Genomic DNA, 16929 nt, shown 5'->3' on the forward strand with positions numbered 1-16929 from the left:
AGCGCGGAGACAAGCCGGGGCTCCCATGCGGCCGCCGCATGGGTCGGCGCCCCCGACCTTTAAGGTGCGATTCACCGAGACCGAGAAATCCGCCGCCGATCCCCGCGTGGGAAACCGGATCGTACCGGGTGATCCGCGAGGGTCGACGCCACGGGTCGTCCAGGGGGGCCGCTCGTCCGGCGGAGGGGTGCGGTTGCGGCGGATCACCACGAGCGACGACACGGCGGAGAGACCCGGTTCGACCGGCGGCCAGCGGCATCCCTCGACGGCCCTGCGGATCTCCGCGCGCCTCGCCTGCGCGGCGGCCGCCATCGCAGCGCTCAGCCTGCTCGCCCGCGAGAACGGCAGGACCGGCCCGCCGCCCGGGGCGCTGGCGGGCGATGCCCCGACGGTCATGTCCGAGGCGCCGAAGCCGTTCGTGCCGAGCGTGGGCGTCGCCGTCCGGCCGGCCGTACCCACCGCCATGGCAGCGCCGCGTTTCCGCCTCGACGATCCCGATGCCCTGGAGCCGGCCCGTGCCGAGGGAACCCGCATCGATCCCGCCAGCGGGCGTCGCGAGGAGACCCTGAACCAGGGCGCTTTCCCGAACATCGAGGCGCCCTATCTGCGCCTGACCGTCGGCGACACGGGGCAGGGGGACCCCACCCCCGGCCTGTTCGTCACCCTGGTGCGGCGCGCGGCGGACGGGCCGGGCCTGTCGGTGATCCGCACGGGCGAGCGTGGACGCCTCGCGACCAAGTTCGGCCTGATCGAGACCCTGGAGGCGACCTTCAGCGGCCCCCTTGACCGGGTCTGCACCGGTTTTGCCGGATCGGCCGGCGCGGCGCTCCGCTTCGAAGGCTGGCTCTGCGCTCCCCTCGGGCAGGCACCGGAGCCCCGCGCCGTGGCCTGTGCCCTCGACGCCCTGGTGCCCCTGGCGCCAGGCGTTCCCGGCTTCGATGGTCCGCGCGATCCGGCCTGCCGCCCGGCCCCCGACACCCGAACCGGCTCCCTGGCGGTGGTGGGCAAACGAAAAAATGAGGCTCAAGTGCGGCGGAACACGCAAGCGCGGCCATAATTGTGGAACCAGCCCTGGGCTCGCACGTCGTATCCCCATAAGGACGGCCGAGTTTCTTAATCAGTTCGGCCTACACATCCTCCTCTCATCTGAACAAGGTGCATCATGCGCGCTGCCACGATTGCCCTGATGGGCGCCCTGACCCTCTCCGGCGTCGGACTCAACACCGCCGCCGAGGCCCAGGGCCGCTACGCTCCCGCCGGCGTGCGCGTGAGCCAGCCGCTTCCGATCCGCATTCGTCCGCGCAGCTGGCTCGATGCCGGCAACGTCGTCGAAGCCAACAACGGTTCGGTCAGCAACCCGGCCACCAACCCGCAGCTCATCACGGCGAGCTACCTGAACTCCCCGCCCTACGGCCGCAACGATCGTTTCGGCACCGGCATCCTGGCCGATCCGATCACCAACGGTCCCTTCATCGGAGCCCGGTCGAGCGCGATCCGCAACATCGACTTCTCACCGCTCGACCCGATCCTCGATCCGACCTCGCCCCTGGCCGGTCGCTACTGAGCGATCCGATCGCGACGTGAATCGAGCGGCGTCGTCCCCCGGGACGGCGCCGCTTTCGTTCGCCTCGAAGAGCTTTCGTTCGCCTCGAAGACATGTCGAATTCCCGTCGCGTCGCGATTACAACGGCGAATCTCCGGCCGCACCGTCGCCCGCCGGGTCGGACGCGCCGCACATGATCACAGAGGAGACGGCTCGCGACGTGCCCCGAGGGTCTGGCTGGCGCCGAGCCCTGCGCTGGCTGCCGATCGCGTCGCTGGTCACCGTATCGCTGGCGATCCTCGTCTCGGGGGTCGCACACCTCCTCGACCTCGACACGCTCCTGGCCTCCCGCGCCTGGCTGACCACGGCGGTGGCAGGGAATCCGATCGGCGCCATGGCGGTGGCGGCCCTCGCCTACGTGACTGCGGTGGTCGTTTCCGTCCCCGCGAGCCTGTTTCTCACGGTCCTGTGCGGCTTCCTGTTCGGCATCGTGCCGGGCGCGCTCATCGCCGTGGCCTCGGCGAGCACGGGCGCGGCCATCGTCTTCTCCATCGGCCGCGGGCCCGCCTCGGAACTGCTGCAACGGCGGGCGGGTCCACGCCTGGCCGGCCTCGCCGAAGGGTTCCGCCGCGACGCCTTCGGCTACGTCGCCTTCCTGCGGCTCCTGCCCATCTTCCCGTTCTGGCTGACCAACCTCGCGCCGGCCGCGTTCGGCGTTCCCCTGCGCACCTTCCTGCTCGCCACGATCGTCGGCCTCAGCCCCGGTGCCCTGGTCTACGCCACCACGGGTGCCGCCATCGAGGAAGTGGTGGCGGCGCACGAGACCGCGAAGGCCGCCTGCATCCTGGCGGACGGCGCGGATTGCGGGCAGACCCTGACCCTGCGCAGCCTGATCACTCCGAAAATGCTCGCCGGCCTCGGTGCCCTGGCGGCCTTCGCACTCCTGTCCGTCGTGCTGCGCCGCCGCCTGGCCCGACGACCGGGACGGGATCGAGGCGACGACGCGGATATCGGTTCCGGCATCTGACGCGCACGGCCGAAAGCGCAGCCCGGTTTTCGTTCATGTAGAATCGTACTAGAAACGGCGTCCAAGCCAACCACATTCCTGTCATGATGCGGGAAAAGCATACCGGCTGGGAGACATCCCGCCAAAACCTGGACTGTCGCCTCGTATATTTTATTCAGAACGGCGATCCGAGCATCGAATTTCGCGTCGCTGTTCCGATGGACCTTGCTGGGCATGATACGTGATGTTCGATGGATCGAGACTTCGATCCGGAACAACGATCACGATTGAGAGCTTTTCACACGAAATTCCTATTGCCGAGGTTGAAAGTCTTGACCAGGTCTCGCTCCGAACCCGAGACTCTCTCCATGGGCACGCCCGTCACCGCCCCGGCGGCGGACGCGGAACCGGTCCATTCCTGGTGGATCCGCCGGAGGATCGGCCTCTCCGGCCGGGTGTTCCTGCTGACCGTCGCCCTCGTCGGCCTGTGCGAGGTCCTGATCTACGTTCCGACGGTGGCGAACTACCGGGTGATGTGGTTGTCGGACCGGATCGCGGCGGCCCGGGTGGCCGCCCTCGTGGTCGATGTCTCGCCCCGTTCCGGCGTCTCGAACGACCTCACCGAACGCTTGTTGCGCGGCGTCGGCGCCCAGGCGGTGATCGTGTCCGGCAGCGACGCCCGCAAGGTCATCGCCCGTGAGCCCCTGCCGGACTCCGTATCCCGCGTCGTCGATCTCGGGGCCAACAGTTGGGGGCACTCCATCGCGGGCACGTGGTCGACCCTGTTCCTGCCGGCATCAACGCCGATCCGGGTCGTCGGCAAGCCCCAGGAGGGCTTCGATCCGGTGGAGGTCATCCTCGACGAGGCCCCCCTGCGGCGCGCCATGGTGGCGTTCTGCCTGCAGTTGCTCGGCACCTCGCTGATCATCGCGGCGGTCGTCGCCGGCCTCGTCTTCTTCGTGCTGCAGCGGGTCATCGTACGGCCGGTGCGGCTGCTCGTCTCGAACATCACCGCCTTCGCCGACGATCCGGAGGAGACCGCCCGGGTCATCGTTCCGTCGGGGCGCAACGACGAGCTCGGCGACGCCGAGACGGCCTTGGCGCGAATGGAGACGGCCCTGGCCGGCGAGCTGCGGGCCAAGCGGCACCTGGCCGATCTCGGCCTCTCCGTCAGCAAGATCAACCACGAGATGCGCAACCTTCTCACCACCGCGCAACTGCTCGGCGATCGCCTCGAAGGGGTCACCGATCCGGTGGTGCAGCGCGTCGCCCCGCGCCTGGTCGCCACCCTCGGCCGCGCGATCCGGTTCTGCGAGGAGACCCTGGCCTACGGGCGGGCGACGGAACGCCATCCCCAGCAACGCACGGTTCCGCTCGCGCCGCTCCTCGCGGATCAGGCCGATCTGTCCGGGTGCGCGCCGGACTCGCCCGTAGTCATCCAGGAGCGGTGCACAGCGGACCTCACCGTGCATGCCGACCCCGAACAGCTGTCGCGGGCGCTCGCCAACCTCGTGCGCAATGCGGTCCAGGCCATGGCGGACGAGAAATCGAACGATGCTCCCCGGATCATCCTCGAGGCGAGCCGGACCGGCGACACCGTTATGATCCTCGTCAGCGACAACGGTCCGGGCCTGCCGGCACGCGCGCGCGCGCATCTGTTCGCCCCGTTCAAAGGGTCGACCCGGCCCGGCGGTACCGGCCTCGGCCTCGCCATCGCGGCGGAGCTCATCGGCCTCAACGGCGGCACGATCACCCTCGATCAGAGCGAGACCGGCGTCCGGTTCCGGATCACCCTTCCGGCGGAGAAGCGGGCCTGACTTAAGGCCCTGCGCCGACGCCCCGGCAGGCCTACTCGGCCGCCGCCAGGGTGAGACCCGGGACGGTGATGCCGATGTCGCGCAGCAGTTCGGCGTCGGCATCGGTCTCGTTGTTGGCCGTGGTCAGCAGGCGCTCGCCGTAGAAGATCGAGTTGGCCCCGGCGAGGAAGCACAGGATCTGCGCCTCGCGGGTGAGGTCCTTGCGTCCGGCGCTGAGGCGCACGCGGGCGCGCGGCATCACGATGCGGGCCGTGGCGCACATGCGCACGAGGTCGAGGGGATCGACGGGCGGGCGCTCCTCCAGGGGCGTGCCCGCGACCGCCACCAGGGCGTTGATCGGCACGCTCTCCGGGTGCGGTGCGTGGTTGGCCAGCACCTGCAGCATGGCGGCGCGGTCCGTCACGGCCTCGCCCATGCCGACGATGCCCCCGCAGCACAGGCCGATGCCGGCGTCGCGCACGTTCTGAAGGGTGTTCAGACGGTCCGCGTAGGTCCGCGTGGAGATGATATCGCCGTAGAAATCCGGCCCGGTGTCGAGGTTGTGGTTGTAGGAGGTCAGCCCGGCCTCGGCCAGACGCGTCGCCTGCGAGGGGTTGAGCATGCCCAGCGTCACGCAGGCCTCCATGCCGAGATTGCGCACGCCGCGCACCATGGCGAGGACCGCGTCGAACTCCGGCCCGTCCTTGGGCTGGCGCCAGGCCGCGCCCATGCAGAAGCGGTGTGCGCCGGAGGCCTTGGCGGCGGCGGCCTCCTTCAGCACGGCGTCCACGGGCATCAGCCGCTCGCGCGGGACGCCGGCCTCCTTGTGGTGGGCCGATTGCGGGCAGTAGGCGCAATCCTCGGGGCAGCCGCCGGTCTTGATCGACAGGAGCGCCGCCCGCTGAATGTCGGCCGGGTCGTTGTGGGCGCGGTGAACCTCCGCCGCCCGATAGACGAGGTCGAGGAGCGGCAGGTCGTGGATCGCCTGGATCTCGGCCACGGTCCAATCGTGCCGGATGGCGGAGGTCGCCAGGGCGGGGCGGGGTGCGGCAAGCGCGGTCATCGTCTCGATCATGGCTCCAGAAGACGAATCCCGGCCGGAAAATCAAGCCGGCCGCCGAATTCCCGCGCCCTCAGTGGGTCGGCTCGCCCGCCGCGACCTTGGCGGTCCAGTCGTCGAAGGCCACCACCTCCTGGCGCTGGGTGCCGAGGCCGTCGATGCCCAGCGTCACCACATCGCCGCTCTTGAGGAAGCGCGGCGGCTTGGCGCCCATGCCGACGCCGGGGGGCGTGCCCGTGGTGATGACGTCGCCGGGCATCAGCATCATGAAGTGCGACAGGTAGGCGACGATCTGGGCGACGCCGAAGATCATCGTTGCCGTCGAGCCGGTCTGCATCCGCTCGCCGTTGACGTCGAGCCACAGGCCGAGGGCGTCGAGGCGCGGGATCTCGTCCAGGGTGACGAGCCAGGGACCCAACGGTCCGAAGGTCGGGCAGCCCTTGCCCTTGGTCCAGGTTCCGCCGCGCTCGAGCTGGTATTCGCGCTCCGACAGGTCGTTGCAGACGCAGACGCCCGCCACGTAGGACAGCGCCTCGTTGGCGTGGACGTAGGAGGCGCGCGCGCCGACCACGATGGCGAGTTCCACCTCCCAGTCCGTCTTGGCCGACCCCTTCGGCAGGATCACCCGGTCGTTCGGACCGACGATACAGGACGGCGCCTTGTTGAAGACGATGGGCTCGGCCGGGATGCTGGCGCCGATCTCGGCGGCATGGTCGGCGTAGTTGAGGCCGATGGCGATGAAGTTTCCGGTGCCGGCGACGCAGGGGCCGAGGCGCGTGTCGGGCGGCAGCAGGGGCAGGCTCTCGGGGTCGATCATGCGCAGGCGGTCGAGCCCTTCCCGCGAGAGAGCCAGACCGCCGAGATCGCGCACGTGCCCGGACAGGTCGCGGAGACCGCCCGCCGCGTCCACCATCCCCGGCTTCTCGTCCCCGCTCGCACCGTGCCGCATCAGCTTCATCGCGCAACTCCCCCGCATGAACCCAGAGACGCCATCGCTCACCGAGGGCGCCGCCGCTAGGGTGACGCAGACGCGGCCAGACCGAAACCCCACGGCCCGCTGTTACAGGAATGCGACACCCGTCGACGGAAACCGAGCCCCGATCACTTTTGCGTCGAATCGGGGAACGATCACGAGACGGTTCACATCTGAACTAAAATTATCCGTCGTCGGGGCGATACGTGAAGCGCACGAGAACGACAATCATTCGACAGTTCAGTCAAGAAAATATACTACTCAATTCAAGCAACTCTCCGATTTGCGAAGTCGCGAACAGTCCGCCACTCTGCCCCTCAAGATGCCGGCTTCGAGCATCATTCCAGGGCGGGGAAGACATCCATGGCAATCACGTTGCGTTCCATCGCCCTCACGGGCGTCTCGTCGGCGATGCTCCTCGGCGGGATCGCGGATGCGTCCGCCGGCGCCTTCGGCATCCGCGAGCAGAGCACCCTGGCCCAGGGCCAGGCCTTCGCCGGCGCCGCATCCGGCTCAGGCGGCGTCTCGTCCATGTTCTGGAACCCGGCGGCCGTGACCATGCGTCCGGGCTGGGTGACCGAGCAGAACCTCACCTTCATCGGCCTGTCCGGGCACATCACCCCGCAGACCGGCACCAATCCGGGCTTCCTGCCGCTCGGCGGCAGCAACGACATCGGCCAGGGCGCGATCGTGCCCTCGGGCGCGACCTCGTACCAGCTCAACGACCGGCTCTGGATCGGCATCCAGACGGGCGCCCCGTTCGGCCTCGTGACCAAGCCGCGCAACGTCTGGGCCGGCGAACTCTACGGCCGCTCCAACCGGATCTTCACCCTCGCCTTCAATCCGGTGATCGGCTTCAAGGTGAACGAGTGGCTGTCCGTCGCGGCCGGTCCGAACATCGAGTATTTCCGCCTCACCCTGCGTCAGGCGGTGCCGCTGCCGATCAACCCGGCCGTCCTGCCGAGTTCGTTCCTCAAGGGCGATTCGTGGGGCGTCGGCTTCACGGCGGGCGCGCTCATCACGCCGCGGGACGGCACGATCTTCGGCGTCGGCTACCGCTCCTCGGTCCATCACGACATCGAGGGCTCCATCGGCGTGCCGCTGCTGGCCCTCGCGCCCCTGGGCGGTCAGGTCCGGGCCAACCTCAACACGCCGGAAAAGCTCAGCGTCGGCCTCACCCAGGCGGTGTCGCCCGTGGCGCGCGTCAGCCTCGGCTTCGAGTGGGACAACTGGAGCCGGCTGGGCACCGTCGGCATCGTCTCGAAGACCCGCGGCGTGCCCGTGAGCTTCCTGCCCCTGAACTACAAGGACGGGTTCACCTACTCCATCGGCGGCGAGTACGACTGGTCGCCCGCTCTCACCGTGCGGGCCGGCGTGGCTTACGAGGAATCGCCCATCGACGTCTCGAACCGCTCCGTGCGCCTGCCCGACAACGACCGCGTCAACGTCTCGGTGGGCGCGAGCTACCGTTGGAGCGAGAAGCTGACCCTGAACGTCGCCTACTCGCACCTCTTCCTGGACAAGGGCCGCATCCTGTCGGGCGCGGGCCGCGACTACAACGTCCAGAACATCGCCTTCGCGGGCGTGGCCGAGGGCAGCGCCGACCTCGTCTCCGTCGGTTTCCGCTACGTGTTCGGGGACGTGGCGGTGCCGGCCGCCGCACCGATCATCCGGAAGTATTGAGCGCCGCGTCCCATCCCCGACCGTCGCGCGGAGCACCTGGGCCAACCCTTTCCCTTTTGCGGGAGCAGGCAGGAGAGGGGCGACCTCTCCGGATGGGGCGCACCCCTCATGCGAAAATTCGTACCGGCCCGACCCGCTGCGCGGGCCACCTTCTCCCGCACAGGGGGAGAAGGATTCTTCGGTGCGTCGCCGGCGCCCGACACCGAAATTTCTTGACAATATTCCTATTTCGTGGTTCAGTCCGGTCACTCGCCTCCCACGCGGGAGGCCCCCCGGCGGACCGGGTCGGGGGGCTCGGGGGAGGAGACGGCGCCTGCGTCGATGGCCCGGTTCGCCATCGCCCCGGGCGGCACACGCGACGCAAGGTGCCCTGGACGGGGAGGCCGTGTTGAGGCTGACTCCGGGACCCTGGGGCGCACCGAGACAACGGACGGTCCGCCCACTACGAGGCGGGCTCGGGGCTTGACCCTGATCAGTCGGCTGCCGCACCGGCGTTCCCGAAAAGGGGCGTCGCGTCGCGCGGAGGTGGGCCGCTACTAGCCGAGTCGTGTCGTGCCGTGTTGGACGCCGTGACGTCGAAGAGGGTCGGCTCCGCCAGACGGGGCCGGGCCGAGGGACGCCGGGAAACCGGCTCAAACCTTTACAAACGTGGTTTCGCGGCGTCCCGCGTCTCCCGTTGCCAGCCGTCCCCCGCGCCGAACCGGCGGCGGGGCGCTGGCGCGTGCGCGGTCAAGCCTTCATCCGCACATACGTTCCGGGCGCGGGCCCGAGGGAGGGAAGACCGGCCTCGCCGGGTACACGCGCCGGCACGCGGGCCGGGGCCTGATGCTCCAGCCACGTGAACCAGTACGGCCACCACGAGCCCTTGGTCTCCGTCGCCGCCGCGATCCACTGGTCCAGGGTCCCGCTCACGGGGCCTCCGGTCCAGAAGCCGTATTTCGGCTTGGCCGGCGGGTTGACCACCCCGGCGATGTGGCCGGATCCGGCCAGCACGTAGTCGACGGGACCGCCGAACTTGGTCGAGCCCTCGAACACCGACAGGGCCGGGGCGATGTGGTCCTCGCGGGTGGCGAGGTTGAAGACCGGCACCTCGACCTTCTTCAGGTCGAGGCGGACGTTGCCGAGCATCATCTTCCCCTGCGCCAGGGTGTTCTCGAGGTAGCAGTTGCGCAGGTAGAACGAGTGGTTGGCCGCCGGCATCCGGGTGGCGTCGGCGTTCCAGTACAGGAGGTCGAAGGGCATCGGCGTCTTGCCCTTCACGTAGTTGTTCACGACGTAGGACCAGATCAGGTCGTTGGGTCGCAGCATGTTGAACGCGGTGGCCATGCCGGTGCCCTCGAGGTAGCCGCGCTTCTTCATGCGGGCCTCGATGAGGCGGATCTGGGTCTCGTCGGCGAACACCTTCAGGTCGCCCGCATGGGTGAAATCGACCTGGGTGGTCAGGAAGGTGGCGCTCCTGATGCGCTTGTTGCCCGTGGCCGCCTGCATCGCCAGGGTGACGGCGAGCAGGGTGCCGCCGACGCAGTAGCCCGCCGCCGCCACCTCGTTCTCGCCCGTGGCGATGCCGATGGCGTCGATGGCCGCCTCGATGCCCTCGCGCATGTAGGCCTCGAAATCCTTGTCGGCGTGGCGCTCGTCGGGGTTCACCCACGAGATGCAGAACACCGTCAGGCCCTGGGACACCATCCAGGCGATGAGGCTTTTGGCCGGGTTGAGGTCGAGGATGTAGAACTTGTTGATCCACGGCGGCACGATGAGGAACGGGCGCTTGATCACCGTCTCGGTGGTGGGCGCGTACTGGATCAGCTCCATCAGGTCGTTGCGGAACACCACCTCGCCGGGCGTCACCGCCACGTTGACGCCGACCTCGAAGCCCGCCGCCGGGTCGGTCTGGCGCACGCGAAGCTGACCCTTGCCGGCCTCGATGTCCTCGGCCAGCATCTTCATGCCGCGCACGAGGTTGGCGCCGTTCTCGTCCAGGGTGTGGCGGATGAGCTCGGGGTTGGTCATCACGAAGTTCGACGGCGACAGGGCGCCGACGATCTGGCGCAGGTAGAACTGCGCCTTGTGCCGGGTGTGCTCGTCGATCCCGTCGGCATCCTCCACCAGGCCTTCGGCCCAGCGCGAGGTGATGAGGTAGCTCTGCTTGATGAAATCGAAGATCGGGTTGGTCGACCATTCGGCGTGGGCGAAGCGCGTGTCCTTGGCCTCCGGCACGGCGACGGGCTGGGCCGCCTCGCCCTGGAAGCGGTTCCAGGTCTGGCCCCACAGGTTGATGAAGGCCTCGCTGAGCTTCGCCTGCGCCTCGACGGTCTTCTTCGGATCGACGAGCCAGCGTTCGGCCACGGTCCCGAGGGTCCGCACCACGTCGTTGACTTCCTCCGGCGGCTCGGGGGGCGCCTTCAGCACATCGATCTCGGTGGCGGGCTTCATGTAGACGGCAGCGGCCCGACCGAACTCCTCCATGAACCGGCTGGCATTGCGCGACAGGGCGTCGATGTCGGGCAGCGGTGTCGTCCGTTCGGTCGTCACGCGGTCATCTCTCCCTGGCCGAAGGCGCATTCGCGGGGGACCGGCACCGGGGTGGGCGACGGCGGCGCGGGGCCTCGTTTCCGACAAATTAACGCGGCATCGGGAGCTTACGCCAGACCGCATCGCATTTCATCGGCCAACATCCGTCATGCTCCGGCTCTCCATGATCGCCCCTGCGCGCATCGTCGCGACCGCCGCCTGCCTCGTCGCCGTGGCGGCGTTCGCCGGGGCGTGCTCGAGCGACCTCAATCCCCTGAAGGCCGCCTATCAGCCCGGCCCGGCCGCCCCCGCCTTCGTGGCCGAGTCGCGCAAGCCCGGCGGGGACTTCCTGCCCGTGGGCGTCTCGGCGCCGGCCCGCTCGATCCGGGCGAAATCCGCCGAAGGCACCAAGGCCCTCGAGGCCGAACTCGAAGGCGCGCGCGGCCGCAACGAGGCGCAGGGGCGCTCGGCCGAGAGTGCCGGCCGTGCGACCCGCCCGGCCTCCGCGACGCCCTGAAGCATCCGCCGGGACCACCCTGCGGACCACCCCGAGACGAACTTTCCTTGGGAGCGGGGCCAAAAAGATAACGGTCGGCGCGAAACGCGCGAAGTGTTAGACCACGCCGGCATCTCCGGGTGATGACAGCCCTTTACCTTTCGCGCGCCTCGGTCCCGATCCGCGCCCATGGACACCGTGAAGGCCATGACCGACTTCCATCGCATCAAGCGCCTGCCGCCCTACGTCTTCGAGCAGGTGAACCGGATCAAGGCCCAGGCCCGCGCCAACGGCGCCGACATCATCGATCTCGGCATGGGCAACCCGGACCTCGACGCGCCGCGTCACGTCATCGCCAAGCTGGTCGAGACCGCCGGGCGTCCGCGCACGGACCGGTATTCGTCGTCCAAGGGCATCGCCGGCCTGCGCCGGGCCCAGGCGAACTACTACAAGCGCCGCTTCGGCGTGAGCCTGAACCCCGACACCCAGGTGGTGGCGACGCTGGGCTCCAAGGAGGGCTTCGCCAACATGGCCCAGGCCATCACGGCGCCCGGCGACGTGGTGCTGGTGCCCAACCCCAGCTACCCGATCCACGCCTTCGGCTTCCTCATGGCGGGCGGCGTGATCCGCTCGGTGCCGGCCGAGCCGACGCCGGCCTTCTTCCCCGCCGTCGAGAAGGCGATGCAGCACTCGATCCCCAAGCCCGTGGCGATCGTGGTCTGTTATCCCTCGAACCCGACGGCCTACGTGGCGAGCCTCGATTTCTACCGGGACCTCGTCGCCTTCGCCAAGCGCCACGAGATCATCATCCTGTCGGATCTCGCCTATGCCGAGGTCTATTTCGACGGCGAGCCGCCGCCCTCCGTGCTGGAGGTGCCGGGCGCCATCGACTGCACGGTCGAGTTCACGTCCCTGTCGAAGACGTTCTCCATGGCCGGCTGGCGCATGGGCTTCGCCGTGGGCAACGAGCGGCTGCTGGCGGCGCTGACCCGGGTGAAATCCTACCTCGATTACGGCGCGTTCACGCCGATCCAGGTGGCGGCGACCGCCGCGCTGAACGGACCGGAGGACTGCATCGCCGAGATGCGCTCCATCTACAAGAAGCGCCGCGACGCCCTCATCGAGTCGTTCGACAAGACCGGCTGGAAGATCCCCAGCCCCTCCGCCTCGATGTTCGCCTGGGTGCCGATCCCGGAGAAGTACCAGGCGCTGGGCAGCCTCGAATTCTCCAAGCTCCTCCTGGAGAAGTCCGACGTGGCGGTGGCCCCCGGCATCGGCTTCGGCGAGCACGGCGACAACTTCGTGCGCATCGCCCTGGTGGAGAACGAGCAGCGCATCCGGCAGGCCGCCCGCAACATCCGGCGGTTCTTCGACAGCTCCGATCGGACGCTCCACAATGTGGTGCCCCCGGCCGCCGCCCCGGCCGGATCGCCCCCCCTCGCCAAGGCCGGCTGAGGCGCAAGGCCGCCTGAGGCGCAAGGCCGGCTGAGGCGCAAGGCCGGCTGAGGCGTACGCCGCCGCACTTGTTGCGCGGCGGCGACAGGCACCCGCAAAGCGGTGCACGGGCGGCCGGCGCGGCTTGTCACCCGTGGCCGGCATCCGCAGGGTCGGGCGATGTCGCGAGTTTCATTCGCAGAGGATCGCATGCGCCGATTGACCCTGATTGCCGCGCTGGCGCTGGCCGCGTCGGCCGGCGCCTGCGCCCCGAAGCCCATCGTCGCCCGTGACCCCGTCCCGGCGCCGGCGCCGGGCCTCGGCTATGCCTGCGGCTCGCGCCCGGTGGTGCTGAACGCGTTCTACTCGAACTGCACCCCGATCCAGCGCGAGTCCGAGGTGGTGATCCACTCCAAGGGCTGACGGCAACGCGCCTTTCCGTTTCCCACAGGGCGAGGCCGCGCAGTCGCGTGGTGACGCCGAAGGGCCACGGACAGGGCGCCGGGTTTGCGCCATGGTGGGCGGCAGACGTATCCCTCCGATCCTCTCTCCCTGGAGCCTGCCCGTGTCGCTGACCTCGCGAACGATCCTCGCCGCCGGCCTCGTCGGGCTCGGACTCACCGCATCGGCCGTGGCCGAGACCCGCTACCACGCCGCCGACGGACCGGTGGTCCTACCCACAGACTTCGCCACGGGACGTCCGTTCCCCGATGATCCGCGCGCCATCCCGGTTCCGAGCGTGATGAACGGTGGGGGGTTCGGTTTCACCGGCACCGAGTATTTCAGCGACAGCCACAGCGAAGGCCGCCTCGACGGCTCGACCCGTCCGCGCGAATACGTCCTCAACCCGGCCCGCATCGGCCCGCAGGATTATCGCCGCTGAGGATCGGACGGCGCGCCCCGGGTGGGCGTGCGCCGCAGGCGTGAATCCACGAGGACGGCGCCGGCGATGCCGGCTGCGTACGCCGTGAGGTTCCACAGGGAGAAGATCCGTCCGAGCAGGAGCTGTCCGGCCAGGGTTGCCCGGAATGCGTCGAGCCCCGGCGCGTGGACGAGGCGCACCAGCTCGACGGCAAGCGCCACGAGGGCGGCCAGGACGACGATGCGGCGGCGCGGGCGCGGCAGGACGGTCGCCACGAGGCCGTAGACCATCGCGCCCCAAAGGATCGACCCGCCATACTTCACCAGGGCCGGCGGCAAGCCCAAGGGCACGAGGCGCAGGACCGTGCCCATCGCCACAACCGCGACGGTGGCGGCGAGGAGCGTCGGGCGTTCCTGGGGCGGGGCGGTCGCGGTTCATGGTCCGGGTCGTCATCGGGGAGCGCTCCGGCGTTTACACCATGCGGGCGGGTCGGTATCACCCGCGCTCACACCTCGCACACGAGCCCGAAACACCAGATGCGCGCCGAGATCGAACAACTCTCGGATGCCGCCAAGCAGTCGATCGGACTGCTGAGGAGGCATCTTTGACTGGGATACCGTCGAAAAACGCCTCGCGGAGCTGAACGCGGCGTCCGAGGACCCGGCCCTGTGGAACGATGCGGAGGCCGCGCAGAACGTCATGCGCGAGCGCACGCAGCTCGACGAGGCCTTCACCTCCATCAAGCGCCTGTCCCAGGACCTCGACGACGCCGCCACCCTCATCGAACTCGGTGAGATGGAGGGCGACCAGGACACGGTTCTGGAAGGCGAGAACGGCGTCCGCGCCGTCGAGAAGGAGGCCGCGCGCCGCCAGATCGAGACCCTCCTGTCCGGCGAGGCCGACGGCTTCGACACCTATCTCGAAGTCCATTCGGGGGCCGGCGGCACGGAGAGCCAGGACTGGGCCAACATGCTCCAACGCATGTACGGGCGCTGGGCCGAGCGCAGGAAGTACAAGGTCGAGATCGTCGAGTGGTCGGACGGCGACGAGGCCGGGATCAAGGGCGCCACGCTCCTGATCAAGGGCCACAACGCCTACGGTTGGCTCAAGACCGAGTCGGGCGTGCACCGGCTGGTACGGATCTCGCCCTACGATTCGAGCGCGCGCCGGCACACGAGCTTCGCCTCCGTGTGGGTCTATCCGGTGATCGACGACCGCATCGTCATCGAGATCAAGGAATCCGACTGCCGCATCGACACCTACCGCTCGTCGGGCGCCGGCGGCCAGCACGTGAACACCACGGATTCCGCCGTGCGCATCACCCACAATCCCACCGGGATCGTGGTGGCGTGCCAGCAGGAGCGGTCGCAGCACAAGAACCGGGCCACCGCCTGGAACATGCTGCGCGCCCGCATGTACGAGGCCGAGTTGAAGAAGCGAGAGGAGAAGGCCAACGCCGAGGCCGCCGCCAAGACGGATATCGGCTGGGGCCACCAGATCCGATCCTACGTGCTGCAACCGTATCAGCTGGTGAAGGACCTGCGCACGGGGACGCAATCCACCGATCCGGACGCGGTACTCGACGGGGCGCTGGATCCGTTCATGGAGGCATCCCTGGCCCAGCGTGTCTACGGCGGCGCCGACGCGGTCGAGGATCTCGACTGAGGCTTTTCGGGCGACCCTTCTCTCAAGGAACCTGAGCGAGGGCGTCGGCCAATCGAAGGAAGCGCTGCGGATCGACGGGCTCCCCGTCGATCCGGGTCTCGTAATGCAGATGGCTCCCCGTCGAGCGGCCCGTCGAGCCGACGCGGCCGACGAGGGCCCCGGCTGCGACCCACTGCCCCGGTGTCACCGCGGAGGCTGAGAGATGCGCGTAGCGTGTCGCCAGCCCGTGGCCGTGATCGATCTCCACCATGTTGCCGTACCCGCCGTTGTAGTCGGCGACCGTGACGCGTCCGGCCGCCGTGGCGTAGGCCGGCTCACCGGTCTCGGCGCGCAGATCCAGGCCCGTATGCATGGCGTAGCCCCGCGTGAACGGGTCGAGGCGGGCGCCGAAGGTGCTCGACACCGGCATGTCGCCGGCGATGGGCCGTCGCAGGGGCAAGGTCTCGGTGATGCGGCGAAGGGCGGCCGCCTCGGTGACGGCCCGTTGCGCCTGAGCAGCGGCGATCCCGAACGGATCGTCGCCGAGGGGCACCAGGGGTCCGCCGAGGCCGGGCTCGCGCGACTCGAACCGCGACGGATCCAGGCCTGTTCGGGCAACGAGTCCGCGTAGGCGCTGAGCCGTGCGTCCGGCACTCGCGCCGATGCCGGCGACCGCTCGGGACTGAGCCTCGGCCAAGCCGTCGAGGCGGCGCGCCAGATGGGCCACGACGAGGCCGGTGCGGCGGAAGGATTCCCGGGCGCCGCGCAGATCCAGGGGCTCGACCGGGGAATCTACAGCCGGCCCCGGTTCCGGTGTCGGGAACGGCTTGGCCGTGGCGCCGGGACGCCGCTGGGCGCCCTCACGCACGATCTCGTCCTCGGCCGGTACCTGGGCCGGCAATTCGGGCAGGCGGGACGCCATGGGGTCACCGGCCAAAGCCGAGAGTACGCCCTGACGCGATTCGAGGGCAGCCTGGCGCCGGGACAGATCGGCCAGACGCGTCGCGAGGCCGTCGCGCGTCGTCACCTGCTCCACGGTTGCCCGTTCGAGTTCGAAGCGGAGGGCGGCGATGCGCGACTCGTAGCCGTACTGCATCGTACTCTGCTGCGACACGAAGCGAGCCAGCACTTCGTCGTGGAACACGAGGTAGTAGGTGGCTCCACCGGCCCAGGCCGTCGAGAGTGCCAACGCTGCTCCGAGGACCCACAGACCGGGTCCCCGCCCGAAGGGACCGGCTCCCGGTCCGGCCACGTCCTTGGGCTTCGCCGTGTCGTGGGGCTGACGGGTGAGGAAGGGCATCGACGTGAACCTGATCCAACACGCACCATCTGGCCGGATCAGGGTTAACGAAGGCTCACCATCACGCCTTGGGATTCACCATGCGGGTCAGGGGCGTCACGCCGATGCCGGCTCAGGCCTCGCCCTGCGCCGCCGCCAGGACCTCCTCGGCATGGCCCGGAACCTTCACCTTCGGCCAGATCCGGACGATGCGGCCCGAGCGGTCGAGGAGCATCGTCGTACGCTCGACCCCCATGTACTTCCGGCCGTACATGCTCTTCTCGACCCACACCCCGTAGGCCTCCAGCATGGCCTTCGACTCGTCCGAGGCCAGCGGAAAGGTAAGGTCGTACTTCGCCCTGAACTTGTCGTGGCTCTTCACCGAATCGGGCGAGACTCCGATCACGATCGTGTCGGCAGCCGCGAATGCCGGCCCGAGGGCGTTGAATCCCTGCGCTTCCAGGGTACACCCGCTCGTGTCGTCTTTCGGGTAGAAGTACAGAACCACCTTGCGGCCGGTGAGATCGCCCAGGCGGATGGCGTCGCCGCCAGCCCCGGGCAGATCGAAGTCGGGAGCCTGATCTCCGGTAACGAGGGGCATGATGCCTTCCTTTCGGCCGATTGATGGTGTGCCTGGGGCCA

16 protein-coding genes are annotated in these 16929 nt (G+C 69.2%); 10 read left to right on the forward strand and 6 right to left on the reverse strand.

The features are described 5' to 3' along the window. Positions 1-193 precede the first annotated feature (193 nt). The 4 genes from ASF25_RS04375 to ASF25_RS04390 all read left to right on the forward strand — a co-directional run bounded on the left by ASF25_RS04375 (position 194) and on the right by ASF25_RS04390 (position 4366). Positions 194-1057, forward strand: coding sequence for a hypothetical protein (locus tag ASF25_RS04375; protein ID WP_244472896.1), 864 nt, complete (start codon positions 194-196; stop codon positions 1055-1057). Positions 1058-1162: 105 nt separating this feature from the next. After that, positions 1163-1564, forward strand: coding sequence for a hypothetical protein (locus tag ASF25_RS04380; RefSeq protein WP_056174784.1), 402 nt, complete (start codon positions 1163-1165; stop codon positions 1562-1564). Between the two features lie 172 nt (positions 1565-1736). After that, complete coding sequence (locus ASF25_RS04385; protein WP_056303496.1) at positions 1737-2570, forward strand: VTT domain-containing protein; 834 nt, start codon at positions 1737-1739, stop codon at positions 2568-2570. A 347-nt stretch (positions 2571-2917) separates the two neighbouring features. Then, a complete protein-coding gene (locus ASF25_RS04390) occupies positions 2918-4366 on the forward strand; it encodes a HAMP domain-containing sensor histidine kinase (protein WP_082502483.1) in 1449 nt (482 codons plus the stop codon). 31 nt (positions 4367-4397) lie between these two features. Here ASF25_RS04390 and bioB read toward each other — a convergent pair whose 3' ends face one another. Together bioB and ASF25_RS04400 are read right to left on the reverse strand one after the other, a co-directional pair. Next, a complete protein-coding gene (gene bioB / locus ASF25_RS04395) occupies positions 4398-5420 on the reverse strand; it encodes a biotin synthase BioB (protein WP_056303497.1) in 1023 nt (340 codons plus the stop codon). Between the two features lie 58 nt (positions 5421-5478). Further along, complete coding sequence (locus ASF25_RS04400; RefSeq protein WP_056303499.1) at positions 5479-6363, reverse strand: fumarylacetoacetate hydrolase family protein; 885 nt, start codon at positions 6361-6363, stop codon at positions 5479-5481. A 378-nt stretch (positions 6364-6741) separates the two neighbouring features. On the opposite strand from ASF25_RS04400, the gene ASF25_RS04405 reads away from it, so the two are divergent. Then, positions 6742-8061: an outer membrane protein transport protein gene (locus ASF25_RS04405; protein ID WP_056303502.1), complete on the forward strand. Its 1320-nt coding sequence runs from the start codon at positions 6742-6744 to the stop codon at positions 8059-8061. A gap of 729 nt (positions 8062-8790) precedes the next feature. Here ASF25_RS04405 and phaC read toward each other — a convergent pair. Beyond that, positions 8791-10593 carry a class I poly(R)-hydroxyalkanoic acid synthase gene (gene phaC / locus ASF25_RS04410; protein ID WP_056303504.1) on the reverse strand — a complete coding sequence of 601 codons (1803 nt, stop codon included), beginning with the start codon at positions 10591-10593 and terminating at the stop codon, positions 8791-8793. A gap of 148 nt (positions 10594-10741) precedes the next feature. On the opposite strand from phaC, the gene ASF25_RS04415 reads away from it, so the two are divergent. The 4 genes from ASF25_RS04415 (at position 10742) to ASF25_RS04430 (ending at position 13385) form a co-directional block, all read left to right on the forward strand. Beyond that, entirely contained in the window at positions 10742-11089 is a 348-nt protein-coding gene (locus ASF25_RS04415; protein ID WP_082502484.1) for a hypothetical protein, read from the forward strand. Between the two features lie 186 nt (positions 11090-11275). Continuing rightward, positions 11276-12523, forward strand: a complete 1248-nt coding sequence (locus ASF25_RS04420) for an LL-diaminopimelate aminotransferase (RefSeq protein WP_056175075.1) — start codon at positions 11276-11278, stop codon at positions 12521-12523. A gap of 189 nt (positions 12524-12712) precedes the next feature. Beyond that, positions 12713-12925, forward strand: a complete 213-nt coding sequence (locus tag ASF25_RS04425) for a hypothetical protein (protein WP_056261778.1) — start codon at positions 12713-12715, stop codon at positions 12923-12925. A 142-nt stretch (positions 12926-13067) separates the two neighbouring features. Then, entirely contained in the window at positions 13068-13385 is a 318-nt protein-coding gene (locus ASF25_RS04430; RefSeq protein ID WP_244472897.1) for a hypothetical protein, read from the forward strand. Here the strand turns inward: ASF25_RS04430 and ASF25_RS04435 are convergent. Next, positions 13373-13735, reverse strand: coding sequence for a DUF2809 domain-containing protein (locus ASF25_RS04435; RefSeq protein ID WP_056261891.1), 363 nt, complete (start codon positions 13733-13735; stop codon positions 13373-13375). The two genes, ASF25_RS04430 and ASF25_RS04435, sit on opposite strands and share 13 nt — an antisense overlap. Positions 13736-13900: 165 nt before the next feature. On the opposite strand from ASF25_RS04435, the gene prfB reads away from it, so the two are divergent. After that, a protein-coding gene (gene prfB, locus ASF25_RS04440) for a peptide chain release factor 2 (protein WP_156368860.1) occupies positions 13901-15029 on the forward strand; the annotation gives its coding sequence in 2 pieces (ribosomal slippage) (positions 13901-13969 and positions 13971-15029; 1128 coding nt in all). 22 nt (positions 15030-15051) lie between these two features. Here the strand turns inward: prfB and ASF25_RS04445 are convergent. Beyond that, positions 15052-16308, reverse strand: coding sequence for a M23 family metallopeptidase (locus ASF25_RS04445; RefSeq protein WP_082502485.1), 1257 nt, complete (start codon positions 16306-16308; stop codon positions 15052-15054). A 112-nt stretch (positions 16309-16420) separates the two neighbouring features. Further along, positions 16421-16888, reverse strand: a complete 468-nt coding sequence (locus ASF25_RS04450; RefSeq protein ID WP_056174802.1) for a peroxiredoxin — start codon at positions 16886-16888, stop codon at positions 16421-16423. Positions 16889-16929 lie beyond the last annotated feature (41 nt).

This window comes from Methylobacterium sp. Leaf100, from assembly GCF_001422845.1.
Lineage (GTDB): Bacteria > Pseudomonadota > Alphaproteobacteria > Rhizobiales > Beijerinckiaceae > Methylobacterium.